Annotated in this window: 19 protein-coding genes and 5 tRNA genes; 3 read left to right on the top strand and 21 right to left on the bottom strand. The window is 49.0% G+C overall.

Going from position 1 to position 21,939, the window contains the following annotated elements; genetic code table 11:
* Positions 1 to 109 precede the first annotated feature (109 nt).
* Entirely contained in the window at positions 110 to 2,152 is a 2,043-nt protein-coding gene (gene prlC, locus CEQ48_RS18295; protein WP_089072189.1) for an oligopeptidase A, read from the bottom strand.
* Between the two features lie 278 nt (positions 2,153 to 2,430).
* Between prlC and CEQ48_RS18300 the strand changes: the two genes are divergently transcribed.
* Both CEQ48_RS18300 and gorA read left to right on the top strand, forming a co-directional pair.
* Positions 2,431 to 3,270, top strand: a complete 840-nt coding sequence (locus CEQ48_RS18300) for a 23S rRNA (adenine(2030)-N(6))-methyltransferase RlmJ (RefSeq protein WP_089072190.1) — start codon at positions 2,431 to 2,433, stop codon at positions 3,268 to 3,270.
* 104 nt (positions 3,271 to 3,374) lie between these two features.
* Positions 3,375 to 4,730, top strand: a complete 1,356-nt coding sequence (gene gorA, locus CEQ48_RS18305; protein WP_089072191.1) for a glutathione-disulfide reductase — start codon at positions 3,375 to 3,377, stop codon at positions 4,728 to 4,730.
* Between the two features lie 94 nt (positions 4,731 to 4,824).
* On the opposite strand, the gene CEQ48_RS18310 is transcribed toward gorA, so the two are convergent.
* The 10 genes from CEQ48_RS18310 to CEQ48_RS18360 all read right to left on the bottom strand — a co-directional run bounded on the left by CEQ48_RS18310 (position 4,825) and on the right by CEQ48_RS18360 (position 12,764).
* Positions 4,825 to 5,772, bottom strand: a complete 948-nt coding sequence (locus tag CEQ48_RS18310; RefSeq protein ID WP_089072192.1) for a dynein light intermediate chain family protein — start codon at positions 5,770 to 5,772, stop codon at positions 4,825 to 4,827.
* A gap of 174 nt (positions 5,773 to 5,946) precedes the next feature.
* Positions 5,947 to 6,885, bottom strand: coding sequence for an ABC transporter permease (locus CEQ48_RS18315; protein WP_001277181.1), 939 nt, complete (start codon positions 6,883 to 6,885; stop codon positions 5,947 to 5,949).
* Positions 6,886 to 6,887: 2 nt separating this feature from the next.
* Positions 6,888 to 7,865, bottom strand: a complete 978-nt coding sequence (locus tag CEQ48_RS18320) for an ABC transporter permease (RefSeq protein ID WP_089072193.1) — start codon at positions 7,863 to 7,865, stop codon at positions 6,888 to 6,890.
* A gap of 154 nt (positions 7,866 to 8,019) precedes the next feature.
* Positions 8,020 to 9,576 carry an ABC transporter substrate-binding protein gene (locus CEQ48_RS18325; RefSeq protein ID WP_089072194.1) on the bottom strand — a complete coding sequence of 519 codons (1,557 nt, stop codon included), beginning with the start codon at positions 9,574 to 9,576 and terminating at the stop codon, positions 8,020 to 8,022.
* Between the two features lie 93 nt (positions 9,577 to 9,669).
* Positions 9,670 to 11,385: a dipeptide ABC transporter ATP-binding protein gene (locus CEQ48_RS18330; RefSeq protein WP_089072195.1), complete on the bottom strand. Its 1,716-nt coding sequence runs from the start codon at positions 11,383 to 11,385 to the stop codon at positions 9,670 to 9,672.
* A 769-nt stretch (positions 11,386 to 12,154) separates the two neighbouring features.
* Positions 12,155 to 12,231: transfer RNA gene (locus CEQ48_RS18340), tRNA-Pro, on the bottom strand.
* A gap of 61 nt (positions 12,232 to 12,292) precedes the next feature.
* Positions 12,293 to 12,368, bottom strand: a tRNA-His gene (locus tag CEQ48_RS18345).
* 70 nt (positions 12,369 to 12,438) lie between these two features.
* Positions 12,439 to 12,515, bottom strand: a tRNA-Pro gene (locus CEQ48_RS18350).
* A 61-nt stretch (positions 12,516 to 12,576) separates the two neighbouring features.
* Positions 12,577 to 12,652: transfer RNA gene (locus CEQ48_RS18355), tRNA-His, on the bottom strand.
* A 35-nt stretch (positions 12,653 to 12,687) separates the two neighbouring features.
* A tRNA-Arg gene (locus tag CEQ48_RS18360) sits at positions 12,688 to 12,764 on the bottom strand.
* Between the two features lie 289 nt (positions 12,765 to 13,053).
* On the opposite strand from CEQ48_RS18360, the gene CEQ48_RS18365 reads away from it, so the two are divergent.
* Positions 13,054 to 13,461: a c-type cytochrome gene (locus tag CEQ48_RS18365; protein WP_000367639.1), complete on the top strand. Its 408-nt coding sequence runs from the start codon at positions 13,054 to 13,056 to the stop codon at positions 13,459 to 13,461.
* A gap of 64 nt (positions 13,462 to 13,525) precedes the next feature.
* Here CEQ48_RS18365 and CEQ48_RS18370 read toward each other — a convergent pair whose 3' ends face one another.
* From CEQ48_RS18370 to CEQ48_RS18415, 10 genes are read right to left on the bottom strand one after another with little or no spacing between them, the layout of a single operon-like run.
* Positions 13,526 to 13,915 carry a YbaN family protein gene (locus CEQ48_RS18370; RefSeq protein ID WP_089072197.1) on the bottom strand — a complete coding sequence of 130 codons (390 nt, stop codon included), beginning with the start codon at positions 13,913 to 13,915 and terminating at the stop codon, positions 13,526 to 13,528.
* A gap of 51 nt (positions 13,916 to 13,966) precedes the next feature.
* Positions 13,967 to 15,370, bottom strand: a complete 1,404-nt coding sequence (locus CEQ48_RS18375; RefSeq protein ID WP_089072198.1) for a vWA domain-containing protein — start codon at positions 15,368 to 15,370, stop codon at positions 13,967 to 13,969.
* Between the two features lies 1 nt (position 15,371).
* The gene (locus CEQ48_RS18380; RefSeq protein WP_089072199.1) at positions 15,372 to 15,881 is read right to left on the bottom strand and encodes a TadE/TadG family type IV pilus assembly protein; all 510 of its coding nucleotides are present in this window, start codon (positions 15,879 to 15,881) and stop codon (positions 15,372 to 15,374) included.
* 1 nt (position 15,882) lies between these two features.
* On the bottom strand, positions 15,883 to 16,356 hold the full coding sequence (locus CEQ48_RS18385; RefSeq protein WP_089072200.1) for a TadE/TadG family type IV pilus assembly protein: 474 nt from the start codon (positions 16,354 to 16,356) through the stop codon (positions 15,883 to 15,885).
* A complete protein-coding gene (locus tag CEQ48_RS18390; RefSeq protein WP_089072201.1) occupies positions 16,353 to 17,135 on the bottom strand; it encodes a tetratricopeptide repeat protein in 783 nt (260 codons plus the stop codon). The genes CEQ48_RS18385 and CEQ48_RS18390 overlap by 4 nt, the downstream gene beginning before the upstream one ends.
* On the bottom strand, positions 17,132 to 18,049 hold the full coding sequence (locus tag CEQ48_RS18395) for a type II secretion system F family protein (RefSeq protein WP_089072202.1): 918 nt from the start codon (positions 18,047 to 18,049) through the stop codon (positions 17,132 to 17,134). Before CEQ48_RS18395 ends, CEQ48_RS18390 begins: the two co-directional genes overlap by 4 nt.
* Before the next feature lie 3 nt (positions 18,050 to 18,052).
* Positions 18,053 to 18,952, bottom strand: a complete 900-nt coding sequence (locus tag CEQ48_RS18400) for a type II secretion system F family protein (RefSeq protein ID WP_089072203.1) — start codon at positions 18,950 to 18,952, stop codon at positions 18,053 to 18,055.
* Positions 18,952 to 20,250: a TadA family conjugal transfer-associated ATPase gene (locus tag CEQ48_RS18405; RefSeq protein ID WP_089072204.1), complete on the bottom strand. Its 1,299-nt coding sequence runs from the start codon at positions 20,248 to 20,250 to the stop codon at positions 18,952 to 18,954. Before CEQ48_RS18405 ends, CEQ48_RS18400 begins: the two co-directional genes overlap by 1 nt.
* Positions 20,243 to 21,382 carry a CpaE/TadZ family protein gene (locus CEQ48_RS18410; protein ID WP_089072205.1) on the bottom strand — a complete coding sequence of 380 codons (1,140 nt, stop codon included), beginning with the start codon at positions 21,380 to 21,382 and terminating at the stop codon, positions 20,243 to 20,245. Before CEQ48_RS18410 ends, CEQ48_RS18405 begins: the two co-directional genes overlap by 8 nt.
* Entirely contained in the window at positions 21,383 to 21,937 is a 555-nt protein-coding gene (locus tag CEQ48_RS18415) for a pilus assembly protein FlpD (protein ID WP_089072206.1), read from the bottom strand. It abuts the gene before it with no gap.
* Positions 21,938 to 21,939 lie beyond the last annotated feature (2 nt).

Raw genomic sequence — 21,939 nt, forward strand, 5'->3', positions numbered from 1 at the left:
TGGCGGCGATTATAACCCCAAGTGTCGCAGATACCCAAACGTCTTGAATGGGCGCAGCGGTGGCCGGAAAAATTTCAGCCCACACGAGGTGGGCTGAAAGTACTATCGATTACGCGGCGATTCCGGCATGACGCAGCAAAGCATCAATTTGTGGTTCGCGGCCACGGAAGCGCTTAAACAGCTCCATCGGCTCTTCGCTGCCACCCATCTCAAGGATGTTGTTGAGGAAGCTTTGGCCAGTCTCACGGTTGAAAATACCTTCTTCTTCAAAGCGTGAGAACGCATCCGCCGAAAGCACTTCTGCCCACAAGTAGCTGTAGTAACCGGCGCTGTAGCCACCCGCAAAAATATGGCTAAAGCTGTGCGAGAAGCGGTTCCACTCCAAGCCCGGCAGCACCGCCACTTTCTTTTTCACTTCCGCCAAGGTTTCCAGCACTTTTGGCCCCACTTCTGGGTCGTAAGTAGTGTGCAGCGTGAAGTCGAACAATCCGAACTCCAACTGACGCAGAATAAACATCGCCGATTGGAAGTTTTTCGCTGCCAGCATTTTATCGAGCATGGCTTTCGGCAGTGGCTCACCCGTTTGGTAATGACCAGAAATGAACGCCAGCGCCTCTTCTTGCCAGCACCAGTTTTCCAAGAACTGGCTTGGCAGCTCGACTGCATCCCAAGGCACACCATTGATGCCGGATACCGCGCCCACTTCCACTTGAGTCAGCATATGGTGAATGCCGTGACCAAATTCGTGGAACAGGGTGGTCACTTCGTCGTGGGTAAACAGCGCAGGCTTATCGCCGACTGGGCGGTTGAAGTTACACGTCAGGTAAGCCACTGGTGTTTGCAGTGCGCCACTGTCGGTAGTGCGACGTACACGACACTCATCCATCCACGCGCCACCGCGTTTGTGTTCACGCGCATACAGGTCGAGATAGAAGCTGCCACGCAGCGTCCCTTGCGCATCAAAAATATCAAAAAAGCGCACCGATTCGTGCCATACATCTACCCCTTGGCGCTCTTTGACTTGCATGCCAAACAATCGGCTCAGCACTTCAAACAGGCCATTCACCACTTTTTGTTCTGGGAAGTAAGGGCGCAGCTCTTCATCAGAGATTTCAAACAGATGCTGCTTTTGCTTTTCGCTGTAGTAAGCAATATCCCACAGCTCAAGCTGCTTGACGCCAAACTCACTTTCGGCAAATTGGCGCAGCTCTTCCACTTCACGCTCACCTTGTGGTTTGGCTTTGCTGGCGAGATCATTTAAGAAACCAAGCACTTGATCAGTGGTTTGCGCCATTTTGGTCGCCAGCGATTTTTCGCTGTAAGTGCTAAAGCCGAGCATACGCGCAATTTCATGGCGCAGTTTGAGCTGCTCAGCAATGATTTCGCTGTTATCCCATTTACCCGCATTCGGGCCGCGATCCGAAGCGCGCGTGACATACGCTTCATACACTTCTTTGCGCAGTGCTTGGTTATCACAGTAAGTCATCACTGGTAGATAAGACGGAATATCCAAGGTCAGCAGATACCCCTCTAAACCTTTGGCTTCGGCTGCGGCTTGTGCCGCCGCCAGTGCCGATTCCGGCATGCCCGCGAGCAGGTTTACATCGGTGATCTGCTTGGTCCAACCCATGGTGGCATCCAGCACGTTGTTGGAGAACTTAGAGCCCAGCTCAGACATACGCTTACTGATTTCGCCATAGCGCTTTTGCTCTTGCAGTGGCAAGCCGATGCCTGACAATTCAAAATCACGCAGGCTGTCGCTGATGGTTTTTTGCTGCGCGCGATCGAGCTTGGCAAACTCCGCGCTCTCTTTAATGGTTTTGTAGGCTTCAAACAGCCCCTTATGCTGGCCAACCCAAGTGCTGTACTCGGACAACAGCGGTAAGCAGCTTTCGTAGGCTTCACGCAGCTCATCACTGTTCACCACCGAATTCATATGGCTGACCGGTGACCAGATACGACTTAAGCGATCATCGACCTCTTCAATCGGCGCAATCACGGTTTCCCAACTCGGCTGTGGGTTATCGGCCAGAACCTGATCTATGGTGTGGCGACAATCCGCTATCGCCTGCTCAACCGCTGGCTTTACGTGCTCCGGTTTAATCGCAGAAAACGGCGGCAGATCCGTAAAGGTAAGAAGTGGGTTTGACATAAAAAGATTCCTTTTCAGCATAGAGACAGGCCGAATATTGACCTGTGAGTTGTATAAGTAAATATAGGTAGCAGAACGATTTTTCAATAGCTGACCCAAGGAAAAGCGTTGCAAAATACGACTCACTCGCGCCTTAAGCCGCCTAAAAAACCACGCCGTTACGCTGCGCGCTGCACGTAAAATCGGTATATAATCGAGCCAATATTTTTGTTTCTATTACTGGACGCAAGTCAATCAGCGGTCAGTACAGCGCCCTCAAGCGGGTTTGAGAGTCTATTTTGTTAAGTTACCGACACAGTTTCCACGCAGGCAATCATGCGGATGTGCTCAAGCACATCGTACAGAGCCTAATCCTCAATTCTCTGCAACAAAAAGAGAAACCTTTTGTCTACCATGATACTCACTCTGGTGTGGGTCGTTACGATTTAACCCATGAATGGTCAGAAAAAACCGGCGAATACAAGCAAGGCATTGCCCGCGTTTGGCAACAAGACAACATTCCGGCGGAGCTCGATAGCTATCTGGATGCGATTCGCCAGCTCAATCAAGGGGAAACGCTGCGTTACTACCCGGGTTCACCTCGAGTCGCCCGCGCCCATCTGCGTGAGCAGGATCGCATGGTACTGACTGAGCTGCATCCAAGCGATTACCCATTGTTGGAACAAGAGTTTCACCGTGATCGCCAAGTCTCTATTTATAAAGAAGATGGCTTCGCGCGCCTGAAAGCCAGTTTGCCGCCGCAAGAACGCCGCGGTTTAGTGCTGATTGACCCGCCTTACGAGCTCGCCAAAGAGTATCGCGACGTGGTGCAAGCGATCGCCCAGAGCTACAAACGCTGGGCAACAGGTATTTATGCGATTTGGTATCCGGTGGTCAATCGCTGCGATATCGATGACATGGTAGAAGGCTTGCAAGGCTTAGAGATTCGTAAAATCTTACAAATTGAACTCGGTGTCGCGCCAGATACCAATGAGCGCGGCATGACCGCTTCCGGCATGATTGTAGTCAACCCGCCGTGGACACTGGAAAGCCAGATGCAGACCATTCTGCCTTTCCTCAAACAGGCGATTGCCCCTGCGACGGGACATTACAAAGTTGAATGGGTTGTGCCTGAATAATCAGATTTTTCATCAAGGCGGGTGGATTGTGACGCCCTCGCCCTGATATAAGGAATACAAGAAAGAGCGAAGAACATCTTCGCCAGACATAATTGGAGAAAGTAATGGCAACACATTTTGACTACCTGTGTATTGGTGGCGGCAGCGGCGGTATCGCTTCAGCCAACCGCGCGGCGATGTATGGCGCGAAAGTAGCACTCATCGAAGCCAAAGATTTAGGCGGTACTTGTGTCAACGTTGGCTGCGTACCGAAAAAGGTGATGTGGCACGGCGCGCAAATCGCAGAAGCGATGCACCTTTATGCAGAAGATTACGGCTTCGATGTCGATGTGAAGAACTTCAACTGGGCAAAACTGGTGGAAAGCCGCCAAGCTTACATTGGCCGCATCCATCAATCTTACGATCGTGTTCTGGGCAACAATAAAGTTCACGTGATCAAAGGTTTTGCGAAATTTGTTGATGCGAAAACCGTCGAAGTGAACGGCGAACTTTACACGGCTGACCACATTCTGATTGCCGTAGGTGGCCGCCCAAGCATTCCAAATATTCTAGGCGCAGAATACGGCATTGACTCGAACGGCTTTTTTGAGCTGAGCGAGCAGCCAAAACGCGTGGCGGTGATCGGTGCTGGTTACATCGCAGTAGAAATCGCGGGCGTGCTGAATGCGCTAGGTACAGAAACCCACCTGTTCTGCCGCAAAGAGTCTCCACTGCGTAGCTTCGACCCCATGATCATCGAAACCTTAGTGGAAGTGATGAATACGGAAGGACCACAACTGCACACCCATAGCGTGCCAAAACAAGTGGTGAAAGAAGCCGATGGTAGCCTGACGCTGCATCTGGAAAATGGTCAGACGTACAACGTGGATACTCTGATTTGGGCGATCGGTCGCCACCCTGCCACCGATGCCATCAACCTAGCGGCAACGGGCGTTGCGACCAATGAGCAAGGCTACATCAAGGTCGATGAGTTCCAAAACACTAACGTTGCAGGCATTTACTGTGTCGGCGATATCATGGAAGGCGGCATTGAGCTGACTCCGGTGGCCGTAAAAGCAGGTCGCCAACTCTCTGAGCGCCTGTTTAACAACAAACTGAACGCCAAGATGGATTACCAGTTGGTGCCAACCGTGGTGTTTAGCCACCCACCGATCGGCACTATTGGCCTCACTGAGCCACAAGCGATTGCTCAATACGGCGCAGAGAATGTGAAAGTGTACAAATCCAGCTTCACCGCTATGTACACCGCCGTCACCTCTCACCGTCAACCATGCAAAATGAAGCTGGTTTGTGCTGGCCCTGAAGAAACCGTGGTTGGTCTACACGGCATCGGTTTTGCGGTTGATGAGATGATCCAAGGTTTTGGTGTCGCGATGAAAATGGGCGCAACCAAAGCCGATTTCGATTCTGTGGTCGCAATTCACCCTACGGGCTCGGAAGAGTTCGTAACTATGAGGTAGCGGCATCGAGATTCAGTTCTGCTCAAAAAGAAAGCGGCCATCGCCGCTTTCTTTTTATCGATTTTTCTTTTTTAGAGAATCATGCCGAAAAGCTTTACTTCACACACACCACATTGAGTAGTGATGAGCCTTTTAACACATTGACTTTGCCGGTGGTGAACATCCCTTTGCGCCCTTCTCCCCAATACGGTAACTGTACTGGCCACTGATGTTGCTGCATCTGTTTCGATTTTAATAACGCTGACCACTCTTGTTCAGTAGCGAGACGCATCCCCAGATCTCTACATACAATCTGCGCGGCATCATAGTCGAGGCGATTCCACGCCTGATCATGCTCCATGTAAAACTGCACTTTCGGGTTGTCGCTGTACGGCACAGCAAAGGTTTGGCTGCCTACTTTCACTTGCTGGCGCAATACAAAACCACTGTTTCCCGAAGGTTTAGGTGTGCTGTTGAGTTTTGCTACGGGTTTGGTTGGCGCGGCGGCGGGTACCACAGTGGGAGCGGATTTTTCTTCGCTTTTCGGTTTACTCGCGGGCTTAGGTGCTGAAGCTTCTGATACCGCTGTGTTGGCAGCCGGAGCCATCGCAGCGGTTACGGGTTTGGCTTTCATCACTGGCTGCTGCGCAGAAGTTTTCACCACTTGGCGGATGAATGCTTGCTCAAAGGTCGCCAGTTTTTTGACCTTTTTCAGCTCCTTGCTGGCGAGAGCAAAATCGCTATAAGGGCCAATCAAACAGCGCGCGCCTTTGGGCTCAGGCTTGACCCAAATATCGGTCGAGATATGTTCATAAATCGTTTTTACTGTGGCGAGCGGCATCGGTTTGCTTAACATGCCACACTGGATCCAAAACAGAGAATCTCCCCGTTTGGGCTTTTTGCCCCACAGGCCATCGCCAATTGGGCAAGCAGCATCCAGCACTGGCAATTGATTAACCGCTGCCTGCTGTGCATCACACAAATAGTCACTCTCGGCTGAAGCAATGGGCGCGAGTAACAGCAAAGCCACACTCAGGTTGCAGCATAGAATCCATTTCGGCATCCGCTTGTCTCCTTAATACTCTGTGACTGAAATCAGGGTTCGAATCAGGCAAGTTATCTCGCCTCGAACACTTATTGGGATCCGGTATAGCAAAAATAAATGCAAAAAAAGAGCCGCATTCAAATACGGCTCTTAGTTTATGGAGAGTTTGTGAAGCAAATCAATCGGATTTACTTACCCTTTGTAAATTTTCGGGTTAAACACATCACGCAACCAATCGCCAAGCAAGTTAATCACTAATACCAGCAATACCAATACAATGCCGGGAAAGGCGGTTATCCACCATGCACCCGAGAAAATGTAGGTAAAACCGATACTGATCAGAGAGCCCAGTGACGGCTGATCGACCGGTAAACCTAAGCCAAGGAAGGAGAGTGCCGCCTCTGACATGATCGCGTTTGCCACTTGTACCGTTGAAATCACCAGGATCGGTGATAAACAGTTGGGCAGAATATGGCGGAACATGATGCGTGGCGCTTTAAAGCCCATCACGCGAGCCGCTTCCACATACTCTTTTTTCTTCTCCGCCAGCACCGAAGCACGCACCGTACGCGCGTATTGCGGCCATTCCGCCACGCCGATGATCACCACCAACATCACCACCGCATATTGGCTGAAGAACTCGCCGCCAAAGCTGGCTTTAAAGATCGCCGACACAATGATCGCCACCATCATGGTGGAGAATGAGAGCTGAATATCGGCAAAACGCATTAAAAAGCTATCAATTCGGCCACCGAAATAGCCTGCCGACAAACCAATCACAATGCCGAGTGTCAGTTGTAGGCCCACCGCCAAAAAGCCGATGGTCAGTGATAAGCGTGAGCCGTACAGAATGGTCGAGAAAATGTCACGCCCCTGCTCATCGGTGCCCAGCAAAAAGTGTTCATTGCCCCCTTCCATCCATGAGGGTGGAAGTTCTGCGTCCATAATGTCAATCGACGAGAGATCGTACGGGTTGGTGGGCGCAATCAAGGGCGCGCTGATTGCCACGATGACAAACAGCACAAACACCGCAAAGCTGCTCATCGCCACTTTGTCGCGCAGGAAATAATAGAGAAAATCGGACTGCTTAAAGCGCTCCCAACGTGAAGGAGCGATCGATACTGCACTCATGGTTAAGCTCCTTTGCCAGTGAGGTTGACGGTCGGGTTAATCAGGCCATACAAGAGGTCGACAATCGTGTTGGTCACGACAAAGATCAACCCAACAAAGATGACGTAGGCCGTGATAAGTGGCGTATCCACACGGTTAATCGCCTCTAAAAACAAGAAGCCCGTTCCCGGCCACTGGAATACGGTTTCGGTCAAAATGGTATAGGCCACCATAGTACCAATCTGCACCCCACCCACGGTCAATACTGGCAACATGGTGTTTTTCAGCGCATGTTGGTAATAGATTTTGTTGAGTGGCAAACCTTTGGCTTGCGCAAACTTGATGTATTCCGAGCTCAGTACTTCGAGCATTTCCGAGCGCACGAGGCGGATGAACAGCGGCAACATAATGGAAGCCAGTGCGATAGAAGGCAATACCAAATGGCGCAAGCCATCGAGGGTAAAGAAGCCGGACTCCCAGCCCAGTAGGTTAACGGTTTCGCCACGACCATAGGACGGCAACCAACCTAACTCAATCGAGAAGACATACATCAGCATGATCGCGGTTAAAAAGACCGGGATCGAAATGCCGATGCTGCTGCCCGCCATCACTATCTTGGTAAACAAGCTTTTCGGATGAATCGCCGAATAGACCCCAAGCGGGATTGAAAACACTATGATGATCAACGTAGCACCAAACACCAACTCCAGTGTCGCCACCAGCTTATCGAAGATCACTTCCAGCGCCGGACGCTTAAAGAAATAGGAAGTCCCAAAATCCCCCTGCACCGCCGCAGTCACAAAACGAGAATATTTAATAATGAAGGGATCATTGAGGCCTAATTCGTCACGCAGTGCTTGACGCTCTGCTTCAGAAACGGACTGACCCACAAGCTCGCGCAGCGGATCACCCAGGTTGTCCTGAATGGCAAACGCTACCAAACTGATCACAAACATCACTATCAGTGCCTGATACAGGCGCTTGACCAGAAACGAAAACATTCCTTGCCCCTTAACTTTCCATGTGAATCTGTGGGCGCGATGAAGCGCCAAAACCTTTCAGTCTGAAAAAGGGTACGGGGCCCGACTGAAACAAAACCCTGTACCCGAAGAGAAGCTCTGTAGACCAACGCCTACAGAGCAGAGTGGTCCGAGATTACTCTTTCACCACCAGATCGCCAAAGTATGGGAAGTCCATACCGTTGATGATCGGTGCGATATCCAGAGTATTTTTCGCGGCCCATGACGGATCTTGGAAGTGAAGAGGCACAAACGCCGCTTCGTTATACAGGATCTCTTCCACTTTCTTCAGCATGGTGCTGCGTTTTTCTAGATCGGTTTCCTCGTTCGCGGCATTGACTAACTTATCCACTTCCGCATTAGAGTAGTAACCACAGTTGTACTGGCCTTTACCCGTATTTGAATCACGGGTCATGGTCAGGAACTCAGTGAAGTTTGCTGAGTCTTCGGTATCTGGGTGCCAACCAATCAACAGCATATCTGCCGCACACTTATCAAACTCAGGCCAGTATTGCGCTTTTGGCATGGTTTTTAGGTCAACTTTAATACCGATTTTCGACAGCATTGCCGATGCTGCTTGCGCGATCTTCTCATCGTTCACGTAACGGTTGTTTGGCGCGATCATGGTCAGGTTGAAGCCTTTCTCATAACCTGCTTCTTTCATCAGTTCTTTCGCTTTGTTGAGATCAAAGCGTGGTTTTAGGTTCTCGTTGTAACCGGCATAACCGACTGGGCTTTGCTGCGCAGCCGTGGTGGCCGCCCCTTTCATGACCTTATCCACAATCCCTTCGTTGTTGATGGCGTAGACAATCGCTTGACGCACGCGCACATCTTTCAACGCTGGGTTGCTGTTTTGGTTCATTTGGAAGGTAATCACACGAGTGCCCGGCATAGTGAAGAGATCTACGCCTTTCGCATCTTTGATGCGTTGGTAATCATTCGGTGAAACCGGTGCAATCATATCCACACCGCCAGACAGCAGTGCCGCAACGCGAGTTGCATCTTCTTTAATCACTGCCAGCGTCAGTTTGTCCACATTGCCTTTCGACGCTTTATCCCAGTAATTTGGGTTGCGTTGGAACTCCAGTTTCACGCCTTGCTCACGAGCCGTCACGGTGAATGGGCCAGTGCCAGAAATGTGTTCCGAAGCGTAAGAGTTACCGTGTTTAACGATTTCTGCTTTGTTTTTACCATCCGCCGTGGTGCCGGTGTAGAACTTGCTGTCCATCGGGAAGATGTAGGTCGCCACGTTTTCAATCAGCGGATAAGTGCCAGCCGTTTTGATTTCGATAGTGTAATCATCCACCTTAGTCAAAGAGACCAGAGGTTCAAAAATCCCTTTAAAATCCGCCGATTCTTTCAAACGATTGAACGTCCATACCACGTCATCCGCGGTAAAATCATTGCCAGAGTGGAACTTCACGCCTTTGCGCAAAGTGAAACGCATGGTTTCGTTATCCACACGCTGCCAAGATTCGGCCAGACGAGGTTCAAATTCCATTTTTTGTGTAAAGCGAATCAGTGGATCAAAGACCATGTGCGACAGTTGCAGAGTACCGCCTGACAGCTGCTCATGTGGGTCCATTGAGACCGGGTCAGCGTCGTAAGCCACGGTAATATCCGCTGCCATCGCACCAAAACTCAAGCCAGCCGCTATCAAAGCCAACGCCAGTTTGTTTTTCATGGTTTTCATTGCATAACTCCTTATGCGGGAATCCAGATCCCTAGTTTGTTGTATTTGCTTTTGTGACAATCGCCAACCAAATAGTTGGTCCATGGTTAACGGCTATGCTGCCGTAGTACTTTCGCGTAAGCCTGTAAACTCAGGCATTAAGGAAATCAACTTCTTACTGTATTCGTGCTGCGGATCGGTAAACAGCTGCTCAGTGGGTGCCACTTCCAGTAGCGTCCCCATCTGCATGACCCCGACGCGATCGCACATCTGGCGGATCACAGGCAAATCATGGCTGATAAACAGCATGGTAAGATTGAGCTCATCTTGCAGATCTTTAAGCAAATTAAGGATTTGCGCCTGCACCGACACATCCAGTGCCGAGGTAGGTTCATCACAAATCAGCAGACGTGGACGCGTCGCGAGCGCGCGCGCAATCGAGATACGTTGACGCTGGCCACCTGAAAATTCATGAGGATATTTCAACCCCGCCATCGTCCCTAAACCAACGTGCTCGAGCAGATCATTAACGATTTGTCGGGTTTCGCTCTCATTACGTGTCAATTTATGAAAGCGGATCGGCTCGGCGATGATGTCAAAAATCTTCATCCGCGGGTTCATCGAGGTGTACGGGTTTTGGAATACCATCTGCATTTGACGACGCAGTGGGCGGCGTTCGTGCTCCGATTTCAGCGCGGTTAAATCGATACCTTCAAAGGTCACTCGACCATCATTAGGTTGATACAAACCGGCAATCACGCGCGCAATGGTCGATTTACCGGAACCGGATTCACCCACCAAACCAAAAGTTTCCCCTTCATGCACTTCAAAACTGACGTTATTCGACGCTTGCACATACTCACGGCGGCTTTCAAACAGCGAATCTTTAGTCACAAAACGTAGATTGACGTTTTCGACTTTTAACAGCGGCCCTGTGTATTTGCGGTGATCTTGGCTCTGCCCCAACCAATGGCTTTTCACATCCAACGGCTTGAGTTCTTTCGCTTCTTCGATATAGCTCACCAGAGGGAAACGGTCGAGTTTGCGATCAGAACGCGGTACCGCTGAAATCAAACTACGCGTGTAAGGGTGCTCAGGTGTGCCAAGCACTTTGGCAGTCGGACCGAACTCCACTAAATCACCACGGTACATCACCGCTACGCGATCAGTAACGTTAGAAACCACGCCCATATCGTGAGTCACCAACATGCAACCCACATTATTCTTTTTACATAACTCACGGATAAGGCTGAGAATTTGGTCTTGAATCGACACATCCAGCGCGGTGGTGGGTTCATCGGCAATAATCAAATCCGGCTCACCCGCCAACGCGATCGCAATCACCACCCTTTGACGCATGCCACCAGAGAATTGGTGCGGATACTGTTTAAGACGATTTTCGGGCTGCGGGATACCCACTTGTTTCATCAGTGACAGAGCGCGTTGATGCGCTTCCTGAGTACTCACCTGCATGTTGGCATGAATGGTTTCGGTTAACTGATGTTCGACGGTAAACAGCGGGTTGAGTGAGGTCATGGGATCTTGGAAAATAAAGCCAATTTTACTACCACGTACTTCACGCATCGCTTGTGGAGAAAGGCCAGAGATTTTCTCGCCGTTTAAATACACCTCACCACCCGCAATGGTTCCCGGAGGGCTGAGCAGATCAATCACCGCATTACCTACGGTCGATTTTCCGGCTCCCGATTCCCCAACCACACCAACAATTTCACCACGTTGGATATCTAAAGTGAGTGATTTCACCGCCGCGTGTACACCGTGACGAGAAGGGTATTCAATTCTAAGATTTTTGACTTCTAAAAGTGACATTACATCAGACCTCTACTGCTGTGGCAGCATTCTGCCCTGTCTGAAGCACATCAGCGAACAAGGCAAGACTGATGTACATTTTGCATCCATTCCAATCAGAACAATATTCTGACAATTTATAAGGTTCTCAATTTGGCAAATCTTTCACACAAAAGCAACAAAGAGAGGATAAAAAATTGCCATGACGCAGAAACAATTTCCACAAATCACTCGATATGCAAAAAAATCACATATTTTATTGGTCTTACCAATTCTTAAACATCGAAGAAATCATGGCGAGCTTGGTATTTATTACTGTTAACCATCCAATTCATAACAGGAGATAAAATAACCAGCGCATAATATCCCCCTATCCAAAAAATCGAAAAATTAACAATTAATAAACAAAAAGGCATGTCGACTAAAAACAACAAAGTAAACCTCTGTATAGAAGCCGCATATCCAGTTGCAAAACCAAATAAATCTCAATTTAACCAGTGTAAATCACTGAAATGGCTCATTAGTCATATTGAGAACTTCAGTAAACATAGTCGCGAACACATGCCTTAGTGAGGAAATATCGATGAATTGTCGGCAAGATCGCAATTTAATAGAGAAAAATAAGTGAATACGAAACCTAGGAAGAGCTCTAATCTAATAAGAAAACGGGAATCTGCAGGAAAGCACCAATGTCGACCAGCTCAACTTGTTCGCGATAGGAAACGTCGAGCTAAAATTGACAAAGAGATGAAATGCAAAAAGCCTCAGCAAATGCTGAGGCTTTGAAGAGTGGTCGGTGAAGAGGGATTCGAACCCCCGACCCTCTGGTCCCAAACCAGATGCGCTACCAAACTGCGCTATTCACCGACTTAGTTTTGCTTAAGATACTCTCTTAAGACTGGAGATAACTGAATATCACCGAAATAGATGGGGTGGCTAATGGGGCTCGAACCCACGACAACCGGAATCACAATCCGGGGCTCTACCAACTGAGCTATAGCCACCACTGAAAGTTGTAATAACCGCTTGTCTGCCGTTATTTCAGACCACGCTTCTGCCTAGTCTTTCAATAAGTGGTCGGTGAAGAGGGATTCGAACCCCCGACCCTCTGGTCCCAAACCAGATGCGCTACCAAACTGCGCTATTCACCGACTTAGTTTTGCTTAAGATGCTCTCTTAAGACTGGAGATAACTGAATATCACCGAAATAAATGGGGTGGCTAATGGGGCTCGAACCCACGACAACCGGAATCACAATCCGGGGCTCTACCAACTGAGCTATAGCCACCACTGAAATTCTTTACCGATATTCCCCGGGCGAAATGGCGCGCCCGAAAGGATTTGAACCTTCGACCTTTGGCTCCGGAGGCCAACGCTCTATCCAGCTGAGCTACGGGCGCATGCCCTATCGGCGGAGTGGAATAATACGTATATCACATTAGGGCGTCTAGTACTTTTTTTACTTTTTTTACTGTTTGACGCCTTTTTCATCAGATGCTTGCTACTATTCCCTTATAAAGGATGTGACTCACCGCCGGAAGATCGCAACTTGTTGTTTATTGCAACAACTTCTCAGGATATAATCACCCAAAATTTACATTGATTTAACAGCAATTACCGCCCGTTAAATTGAAACACTCTAAAAATAATAGGTAAGCAGCACTTACCTTCGGAATGTAAAGTGAGTTAATGGATATGTCTCGATCACTCTTAAGCGTACTGTTCGCTGCTCTAACATTTTCTACTGCAGCGTTTGCTCTAACTGAAGCCGATAAAAATGCAATTGCTGAACGCATTAAGCCAGTAGGTGATGTGTATCTGGCGGGTAGCGAACCAGTACAAGCCGCTCCTACAGGTCCTCGTGATGGCGCAACGGTTTACGGTACTTTTTGTACTGCCTGTCACTCAGCGGGGATTTCTGGTGCACCGAAAACAGGCAATGCGGCCGATTGGGGACCACGCATCGCACAAGGTAAAGATGTGCTGAAAAACCACGCGATTAATGGCTTCAATGCTATGCCAGCCAAAGGTACTTGTATGGATTGTTCGGACGATGAAATCGTTGCTGCGATTGAGCATATGATTGCCGGTTTGTAATTCGGATACTTAAAAAATAAAGCCACATTTTTGTGGCTTTATTTTTTTGTCGCGCTTTTCCCTGTTAACAAGATTCCAGACGCGTTTTATAACGAACAATAATCACCGTTTCTAACGCGGCAATCGCAATCAAAATACCTTGCGTGATATTACGACCTTCTAATAACAGCAGCACGGTCAGTAAGATTGAGCACCAAACTAAAAGTAATATTCGCCACTTTTCACTCACGGTTAGCCCTTGTTTATCTCGTATACTGCGCAGTGTAGGGCCGATGTAGCGGTTATTGACGAGCCATGCCTGAAATCGAGGTGAACTAGCACCAAAACAGTAAAATGCGAGCAATGCAAAGGGCACAGTGGGCAACAACGGCACAAAAACCCCAACAATGCCCAGCGCCGTAGCGCTGGCTCCGATACAAAATAGCAGAAACTTCTTTATTTTCTGGGGTGTCATTTTGTGGTTATCTCTTCGTCTCAAACAAGACTTCAACAATCAGATTCTTTTTTATTGGGTCAACTCGATTTTGCTTAGTGTGGTAGCCACTTGCTTTAGCACTGTGCGAATCGTACGGTTATCGGCTATATAGTATTGACCCGCGCTCGCGCATGACTTCATGACTTGTGAGCGGTTATTAAAATCAATTGAGATAATCTCAATCCCTTGTTTTTTCATTTCTCGGCACAATGCCACTTGCTTGCGGTCACGTTTCGCCACATCAACTAAGTGGTTACCATCAGTAAACAGCAGCATAACTTTCCTATTATTGGGGTGTTGATAATCGCGTGGTAGTTCGGATTTACCTTTATCCCAATACCCTCTCCAACGTGGTGACAGTAAGCGCCAAGCCCACATTACCCCTTCCGCATTGTTAGTATTCATTTCTGGATAAAGGGTATCCAACGCTTTCAAAAATGTTCTATGGCTGTTTAATAGCGGTTGAATATGACTGACACCACAATCCGGTGCATCAAACAACCCACGTTGTTCGTGTTTATGAGCTGAATACTTTCCTTTTGGGTTACCTGAATAGTAGTAAGCGAACAATGGCATGTCATTTTCATAATGTTCTATCGCGGGCTTGGACATCCACTCCATATGCAAACGTAAGTTCTGATCCGGTGGTGGTAACTCAAGGCGGCGGATCCAGCTCGGGGTTAATGCACTAACACTGGTTAGCTCATCTTGTACTTCCGGCAATACAGTACACATGGCCTTACGCCAACGTCCCGGCACTTCAGGGTGAAGAAGATCTTTCCATCCGCGCTCTTTGGCCAACAATCGCCAGTCACGAGGAATCGCAAATGCACTAGCCGAAAAGAACTCTGGACGATGACCAATATTCACAAATCCCGTGGCAGGAACTATGCTGATTACTTTGCTAAAATCGCGCCTTTCCTCGGCATACAAGATGTCAGCAAAGTCTCGTAACCCTTTGATTGATTGTGTCATCGGTTCGCCTTTCATCGAATTTGACACATCGAGCATCACGACAATTTCTAGTGTGGTTTGGTGGATCTTAGACTGAGCTTGATGGGTAACAAGTACATCGCTGGTGCCTAACGTATCGGTTAGCGCGAGGCTTCCGCGATCCACCCTGCCTGACACTTGTACTTGCGCCGCATTTTCATTATTACTGGCATCAACTTGCAGACCCGACAATCCGAGGTTGGGTTGCGGAGTATTCGCTTCAGACATTTGCTGTGCATCAGCTTTCGCGTTGTAACTGTTGGTGGTTGAGTACAACACGGCATCGGCCAACATGGACAAACGGCTATCCGTCGTACTCAGTACAATCACTAATAGCACGAAGCTAAAGAATGTCAGCATGCCGAGTAACATTAATGCTGCGGTTACCGAAATTACCCCGCGTTGAACGCGAGCGGTCACTTTTATAGGTAGTGCTGGCATTTTAGTTGGTCTCCCGGAACATGGATGAGCTAAAACGCTTCTTAGGCCAAAGCTTCCAAATGGCGTTGTCTGCCACTTGGCTATTCGGCTCGAAACAGAGTGAGACTTGGGCAACACTCCCGACTTCAAGCTTCGGCCAACTCTGCGTGAGTGGGCAGCGGTTGTCTCGCAATAGGATCTGTGTTTCTTGAGTGGCCGCATTATGCAAGCCAATCGACAACCCGACATGACCTTGTACAAGCTGGGTCAGCTGTTGTTCAGCGAAATCACGAAAATAAGGCAGTTGAGCAATGTTGTTGTCTCGGGTTAGCGTACGTTGATTGCCAACCATTTCTAAAACGTTGTAATTTAGGTTGACCAAACGCTGCTCGACTCGAAAAATCGTCAAAATCTCCGAACTGGCAATAATCATGGCTAACAGCATAGGCACAATCAGTGCCACTTCGATACTGACCGAGCCACGCTGTTGATGGCGAGATGATCTGGCGGTAACTAAACGATAACTTCTCATGTTATTTGAACAGCAACTCTTTAGATAAAACTAGCGTGCTTTGATAGCGCAGTGGCTCAGGTTGAAACCAAGCCAGCGGGCTATATGCCAACCGGGTGGTTAATTTAGCGGAAATGCGAAATACCGGATCAGCTGGGCGCACCAATTCTTCTAATTTCGCTTCCTCGTCTAACCGGACTTGCATCAAGGCTTCGAGTGATGGGTATTCACGGACTTCTATCTCTACACCATCTAAAAAGCCAAAACCTCGCGCTTCCACCATGCGCAATATCACCCCTCGATTGAGGGGTTTAACCCGCCAATCTTCCGCGAGCAGCGTACGTAGAGAATGACGCATGCTGTGATCAAGCAAGGCATACTGCAGGTGTAGGCGTGAAACGTCGAAGAACATCATCATGACAGCCAGTACTACAGGTAACATCAGTGCGGTTTCTATGCTGGCCACACCCGATTGCCCCTTGCGATGGTGTTTCATTGCGCCACCTGAATCGCATTTAATCGAGCACGTAGTGTGGCGAGATCACGCTCAACCTCTGATGCAGGCATATGACGAGAGAGCAAAGCGCGAGCTTGATCTTGCTGATTTTCGGCAAGCAGCAATAAAGCAAAGTTCAGTTCGACTTGTGTAGGCAGTTCGCGATAAGCCAGCAGTGGCGTAAACACTTCTCTGGCGGTTTTGATCTGCCCATCATGCAGATAACTCAAGGCGAGGTTGGAGCGAAAATAGGGGCTATCTGGCGCGAGTGTGATGGCTTGTTGCAGCTCTTGCCGTGCTTTTTCCAAATTCGTTTCCAGCAACGCGACGCCTAAACCATTGTGTAGCTGCGCTTTTACTGAGTTTTGCTGCGCTTTGGGTAAACCAAGTTGATAAACCGCCACCGATTCAGCCGTTCTACCCGCCGCCAATAAATAACGACCCAAATAGACAGCGGCTTCAGCCGCAATCGGATCCTCGGCCAAAGTAACATGGCGTAACTTCGCCATCGCACTCTCTTTTTTATCTTGGTGATATTGGCTCCGCCCCAACATCAACTGGTAGTTAAGATTGTTTGGTGCGGATTCCAATAACTTCAAATATTGGTTTTCTGCTTGAGCATACTGGCCGTAATTAAATGAGGCTTCAGCCAATGCTCGGGCGTTGCTCTCGGTGTGCTGTGCTGCTTTATTGGCAGTGCCGGAACAGCCTACAAGCAGGCTCGCGCAAAGTAGCATCCATAATGGCTTAGGCAGTATGGCGGTGAATTTTTGGCTCATCGTAAGCTCTCCAGTAACACATTTAAGGTGGGAGCAATGATCAGCACCAATAGGGGCAACATGATAAAAGCCATCTGAATCAAGGTGATGCGACCAGGCAACTTTCCTGCTTGCTCTTGCAACGCCATTTTGCGCATTTGACGTGCATCTTGGCTGATATTGCGCATGGTTTCTGCCAGCGGTGAACCATACCGTTGCGCCATGGCTAAGGTTGCAGCGCAGCGTTCCAATTCTTGCAAACCCGTACGCCAAGCCAGCTTTTTCATGCACAAAGCCGTATCACCCAACACTTGGATTTCGGCGTGAGTTCTTAAGAATTGTTTGGCGAGCATGGGCTCGACATCCAATAAATAGTGCCCAACACGTTCGAGAGCGCGATCCAACGACAGCCCAGCTTCAATGCTGATCACCATTAAATCCATCGCATCTGCGACGATTTGTTGTTGGCGCTGTTTGGCTTGTTTAGATTGACGACGTAAACCGTATTCGGGCAGATTAGAGCCTAAAACATACCCGACGAGAGCCATCGTTAAGGTCATCGCCGTTAACAGTTCGCCTTTTGACCACTGCCAGCCCAATGCCAGCATAGCCGTGAGCAATCCGAGCAATAACTTAGCCCCACGCACTTTATCCAATGCGTCTTTGCTATAGATGCCAGCTTGTTCAAGCATCTGAATCAAACGCTTCTTTTCGGTGTCGGAGGTGGGATAGTATCCGCCCAGCACCGCCAACCAATGACGTGTGGTGTTTTCTGTCATTGTGTCCGTCAGATGCAATTGACGGTAACGCTGGCTCTGTGCCAGCCACTGCGTTTGCATTTGTTGATCACGCCAGAGCAGCATACCCACCAGCAAAAGCCCCGCAACAGACACGATTGAAATCAAAAGCCAAGATTCAAAGTTAAGTAACATCATCGACTACCCTTTCAAATGCGTCATACGACGAATAAGGAATAGACCAAACAGAATACTGATAGTGATGTAGATCATTACTATCTGCCCACCTGTGGTGGCCATTAAGAAGTTGAAATGTTCGCGCCCCGTACTAAACAGCACTAACATCACGAGTACGGGTAATGCAGCCAATACCTTGGCAGAGTTGCGAGATTCAGAAGTGATGGTTTGGATGCTAGCATTCAGCTCTGCTCGTGAGCGCAACGTATTACCAAGGCGTTCCAGTACATTGGCTAAACGTCCCCCAGTCTCTTGTTGCAAACTCAGAACTATGGTCAGGAAGCGAAATTCCGCAATCGGCATACGTTGTGCGGCGAGCTTCATCACATCCGCCATAGTGCGCCCTACTCGCAGCTCATCCACAATTTGGTGAAATAAGCGAGAGGTGACTCCTTGATGCTGGTTCGCTATATCTTGAAACACGGCCAACATAGGCGCACCCACGCGTAATGCTCGGATCAGGCCATCAATGATATCCGGCAGTTCATCACGAAAGCGCTCCATGCGCTTTTGTTGCAACTGTTGATAAGCAAACCACACCACCAAAACTAAGGTGAGAAGGGTCAGTGGAATAGCGATATAAAAATCCATGCCGTTGAAGCAGAGCACGCTCGGCACAATCACTAATGCGGCCAACGACAGTAAACCCCATTGACGCAATTGACGAGGGCTAATGAACGTTTGCATATGCTGATACCAAGACCATTGCTGCCAAAATGCAGGGGAATCCGCTTGATCTTCAGCCAATGAGACGGGTGAATAGCGTTGGCATTGGCGCTGCCAAGCCGATTGGCGCTCTAGCACTATCCAAACTAGGCCACAAAGTATTAACCAGCTGAGCATGATCAGAACAAACCATACCATTAGGCGTTCTCCACACTGGCAATCATCTTCTCTGCCACGGCGAAGTGTGCCGCTTTTTCGAGCAACGCTGGCGAAACTGAGAAGGATCGATAATGACCTTGAATTTTCTGATCTTGCGCTCCTGCTAGCTCAAATCGGAAAATAGGTTTCAGTTCAATCTGCTCTCCCTGAAATCCTATCACCTCACTGATGGCGGTGATTCGGCGCTGACCATCGCGCATCCGCTCCAGTTGCACCACGAGATCAATCGCGCTAACAATTTGGCTGCGAATAATATGATCGGATAAGCGTTCTCCCCCCATTTGCAACATGTTAGTTAAACGCATGATGGCATCTTGTGGGTTATTGGCGTGTAGGGTACACAGGGATCCATCGTGCCCCGTGTTCATTGCCTGCAACATATCAAAAGCCTCTGCACCACGAACCTCACCGAGTACAATTCGATCAGGCCGCATCCGTAGCGCGTTTTTAACCAAATCACGCACGGTTACTTCGCCATTGCCTTCGGTACTGGCATTACGAGTTTCAAGCGGTACCCAATGTGGCTGCATGAGTGAGAGTTCAGCAGCATCTTCAATCGTGATAATGCGTTCATCTTCACTAATATGGCGGCTTAAGGCGTTAAGCAGGGTCGTTTTACCTGAGCCAGTACCTCCGGAGATCAGGATATTGGCGCGGCTGTAGGTGGCCAATGCCAGAAAATCGGCCATTGGCTGAGTTAAACTGCCATTGTTCACCAGATGATCGAGCCATAATTTACTGGCTGGAAATTTACGAATCGAAATACAAGTGCCATGTAAGGCCAGCGGCGGAGCAATCACGTTTACCCGGCTACCATCTGCCAGACGTGCATCGACCATAGGGTTAGATTCATCAATCCGTCGCCCTATCGCGTTAACAATCCGCTGTGCGACGTTCAGCACGTGCTTCGCATCGTGGAAGCGTATTGCGGTTTTTTCCAGTTTGCCACGTCGCTCTATGTATACGGTGTCGGGGCCATTAACCAAAATGTCCGAGACTTCTGGGTCATCCAGCAGAGATTGGATCGGTCCGATACCGACCATTTCGTCTACCATCTGTTGGCTAAGCATGGCCAACTCTTGGCTGTTGTAGGGCAACATTTTGCGCCCAGCGATCACCGCCAGCGCTTCTCGCACCCGTGGCAATAACGCTTCACGAGATAATGTCGCCGCGACAGAAGGCTCAACCAACTCATAAAAGGCGCTTTTGGCCTGCTCTGACATGGCCAATAACTCAGCGCTACGCGTTTTGTTTAAAGGCGGGACTGGCTTATACATCCGTTAAACCCTTTTCGATCGGCGCTGAAGATAACCATTGGCTGATCTGCTCAAGCTTTTTACTCAATCTCGAACGCTGAGTGAGCAGAGGCTGGGCGGTTCGCTCAGCTTTTTCAAAAGCTTTCGCATCAAACGGTAATTCAAAGCCAATGTCTAATCCCGCGGCTTTGCTGATTTCAAGCTTAGGCACACGGCCTTTGCTATGGCGACATTGATTGCCCAGCAATAGGGTACGTTGATGATGCCCAGATTGGCGCACTCTCAATTTGGCCAAATAGCGCAGGCTACTTAGGCTGTAGTCGGTAACGTAAATGCAACTATCGGCATGATTCAGCACTTCCAACATAGCGGGGTGATGTAGGTCAGGTACATCGACAATCACTGTGCCATAGTGCTCCGCCAACACTCGAATGGCTTCTGCTGGCTGCTTGATTTCCGTCAGTGAGAGTTGGCTATCTTGGCTATAGAAAAGATGTAACCGTTCGCTAAATTGGTGGCTACTGTGCGCCAGCAAGGTGGCATCAATTCGTCTAGCGTCATGCAGAATATTGTCAAGATGAGGTTCATAATCTGCACCAAGCAAAATGGGGTGTTGGCTATGGAACAGATCCAAATCCACCAACGCCACTTGTTGCTTCTGCCTCTCGGCTAGGCAGTAGCCTAAATTGGCCGCGATAGTACTGACCCCGCAACCACCGACACTCCCCAATACACAAACAATCCGCCCTTGGCGTAGTGATTTGGTGACCTTATGGCCTTGTAGATGGAGCAAGCTCACACGCAGGGCATTCGCATCCAACGGTGTGCTGTGATAATCGTTAATGCCAGCAAACAGTAAGCGGCGATACAAACTCACATCCTGTTTTTGGCCAAGAACAATCAACTTTGTTTGCGGAGAGCAACTTTGTACCAACCCGTTTAAAGCCGATTCTAAATGGAGGCAATCGCCTCCATCCACCACTAATACATCCGGCGCACCTTGCTTAAGGCACCATTGGGTAGCGGCTCGAATATCACCCTTTTTCACGAGCCAATCTTGACCGTTCAATTCACGACTCAACTGGTTAAAAACCTGCTGGCTGTGTTCATCAAGCACAAAAGCGACTACCTTGAATCCACTGTCGGTCATCATTTATTGCTCTCCAGTCACTGGCTGTTTCTCTGCAGATTTGAGCTGATTATCAAACAAGCGCTGCACCGCACCAGTAGCCAGTGCACTGCTTTCTTCTTGATATTGCTCCCCTTGCAACCAAGTTTGGGGCTGCACGGTACTAAAATAGTGGTTACGCATCAGTTGGCAACGCTGGGTTGAAACAGACTGAGTTTGAGGACTAAACCGGCACGTTTCTGGGGTCAACACCACTTTCATATCACCACGGATATGCTCAGAATTGCCCGACTGATAATCGAGTTCGACGGGCAGCAGTAAATCCACAAACAGTTGGTGCTCCAGTGCCTTGATCTGTTGTTGATTAAGCTGTCCACCACGCAAAATCAGTTGCAATGTTCCCTGCTCTTCACGTTTTTTCAGTGGAGCAAGCCATTGATTGAGGTCGCTCTGCAAATGCTGGGTGTGTGTTTCAAAACTCAAGCTTTGTTGATAAGTGCTATGCGGCTGATCGGCTGTTTGGCAGCCGCTCATCCCGATTGCTGCCAAGCCAAGCAGAATCTTTTGAGAGAATTTCATAC

This window comes from Vibrio tarriae, assembly GCF_002216685.1.
GTDB classification, from domain to species: domain Bacteria; phylum Pseudomonadota; class Gammaproteobacteria; order Enterobacterales; family Vibrionaceae; genus Vibrio; species Vibrio tarriae.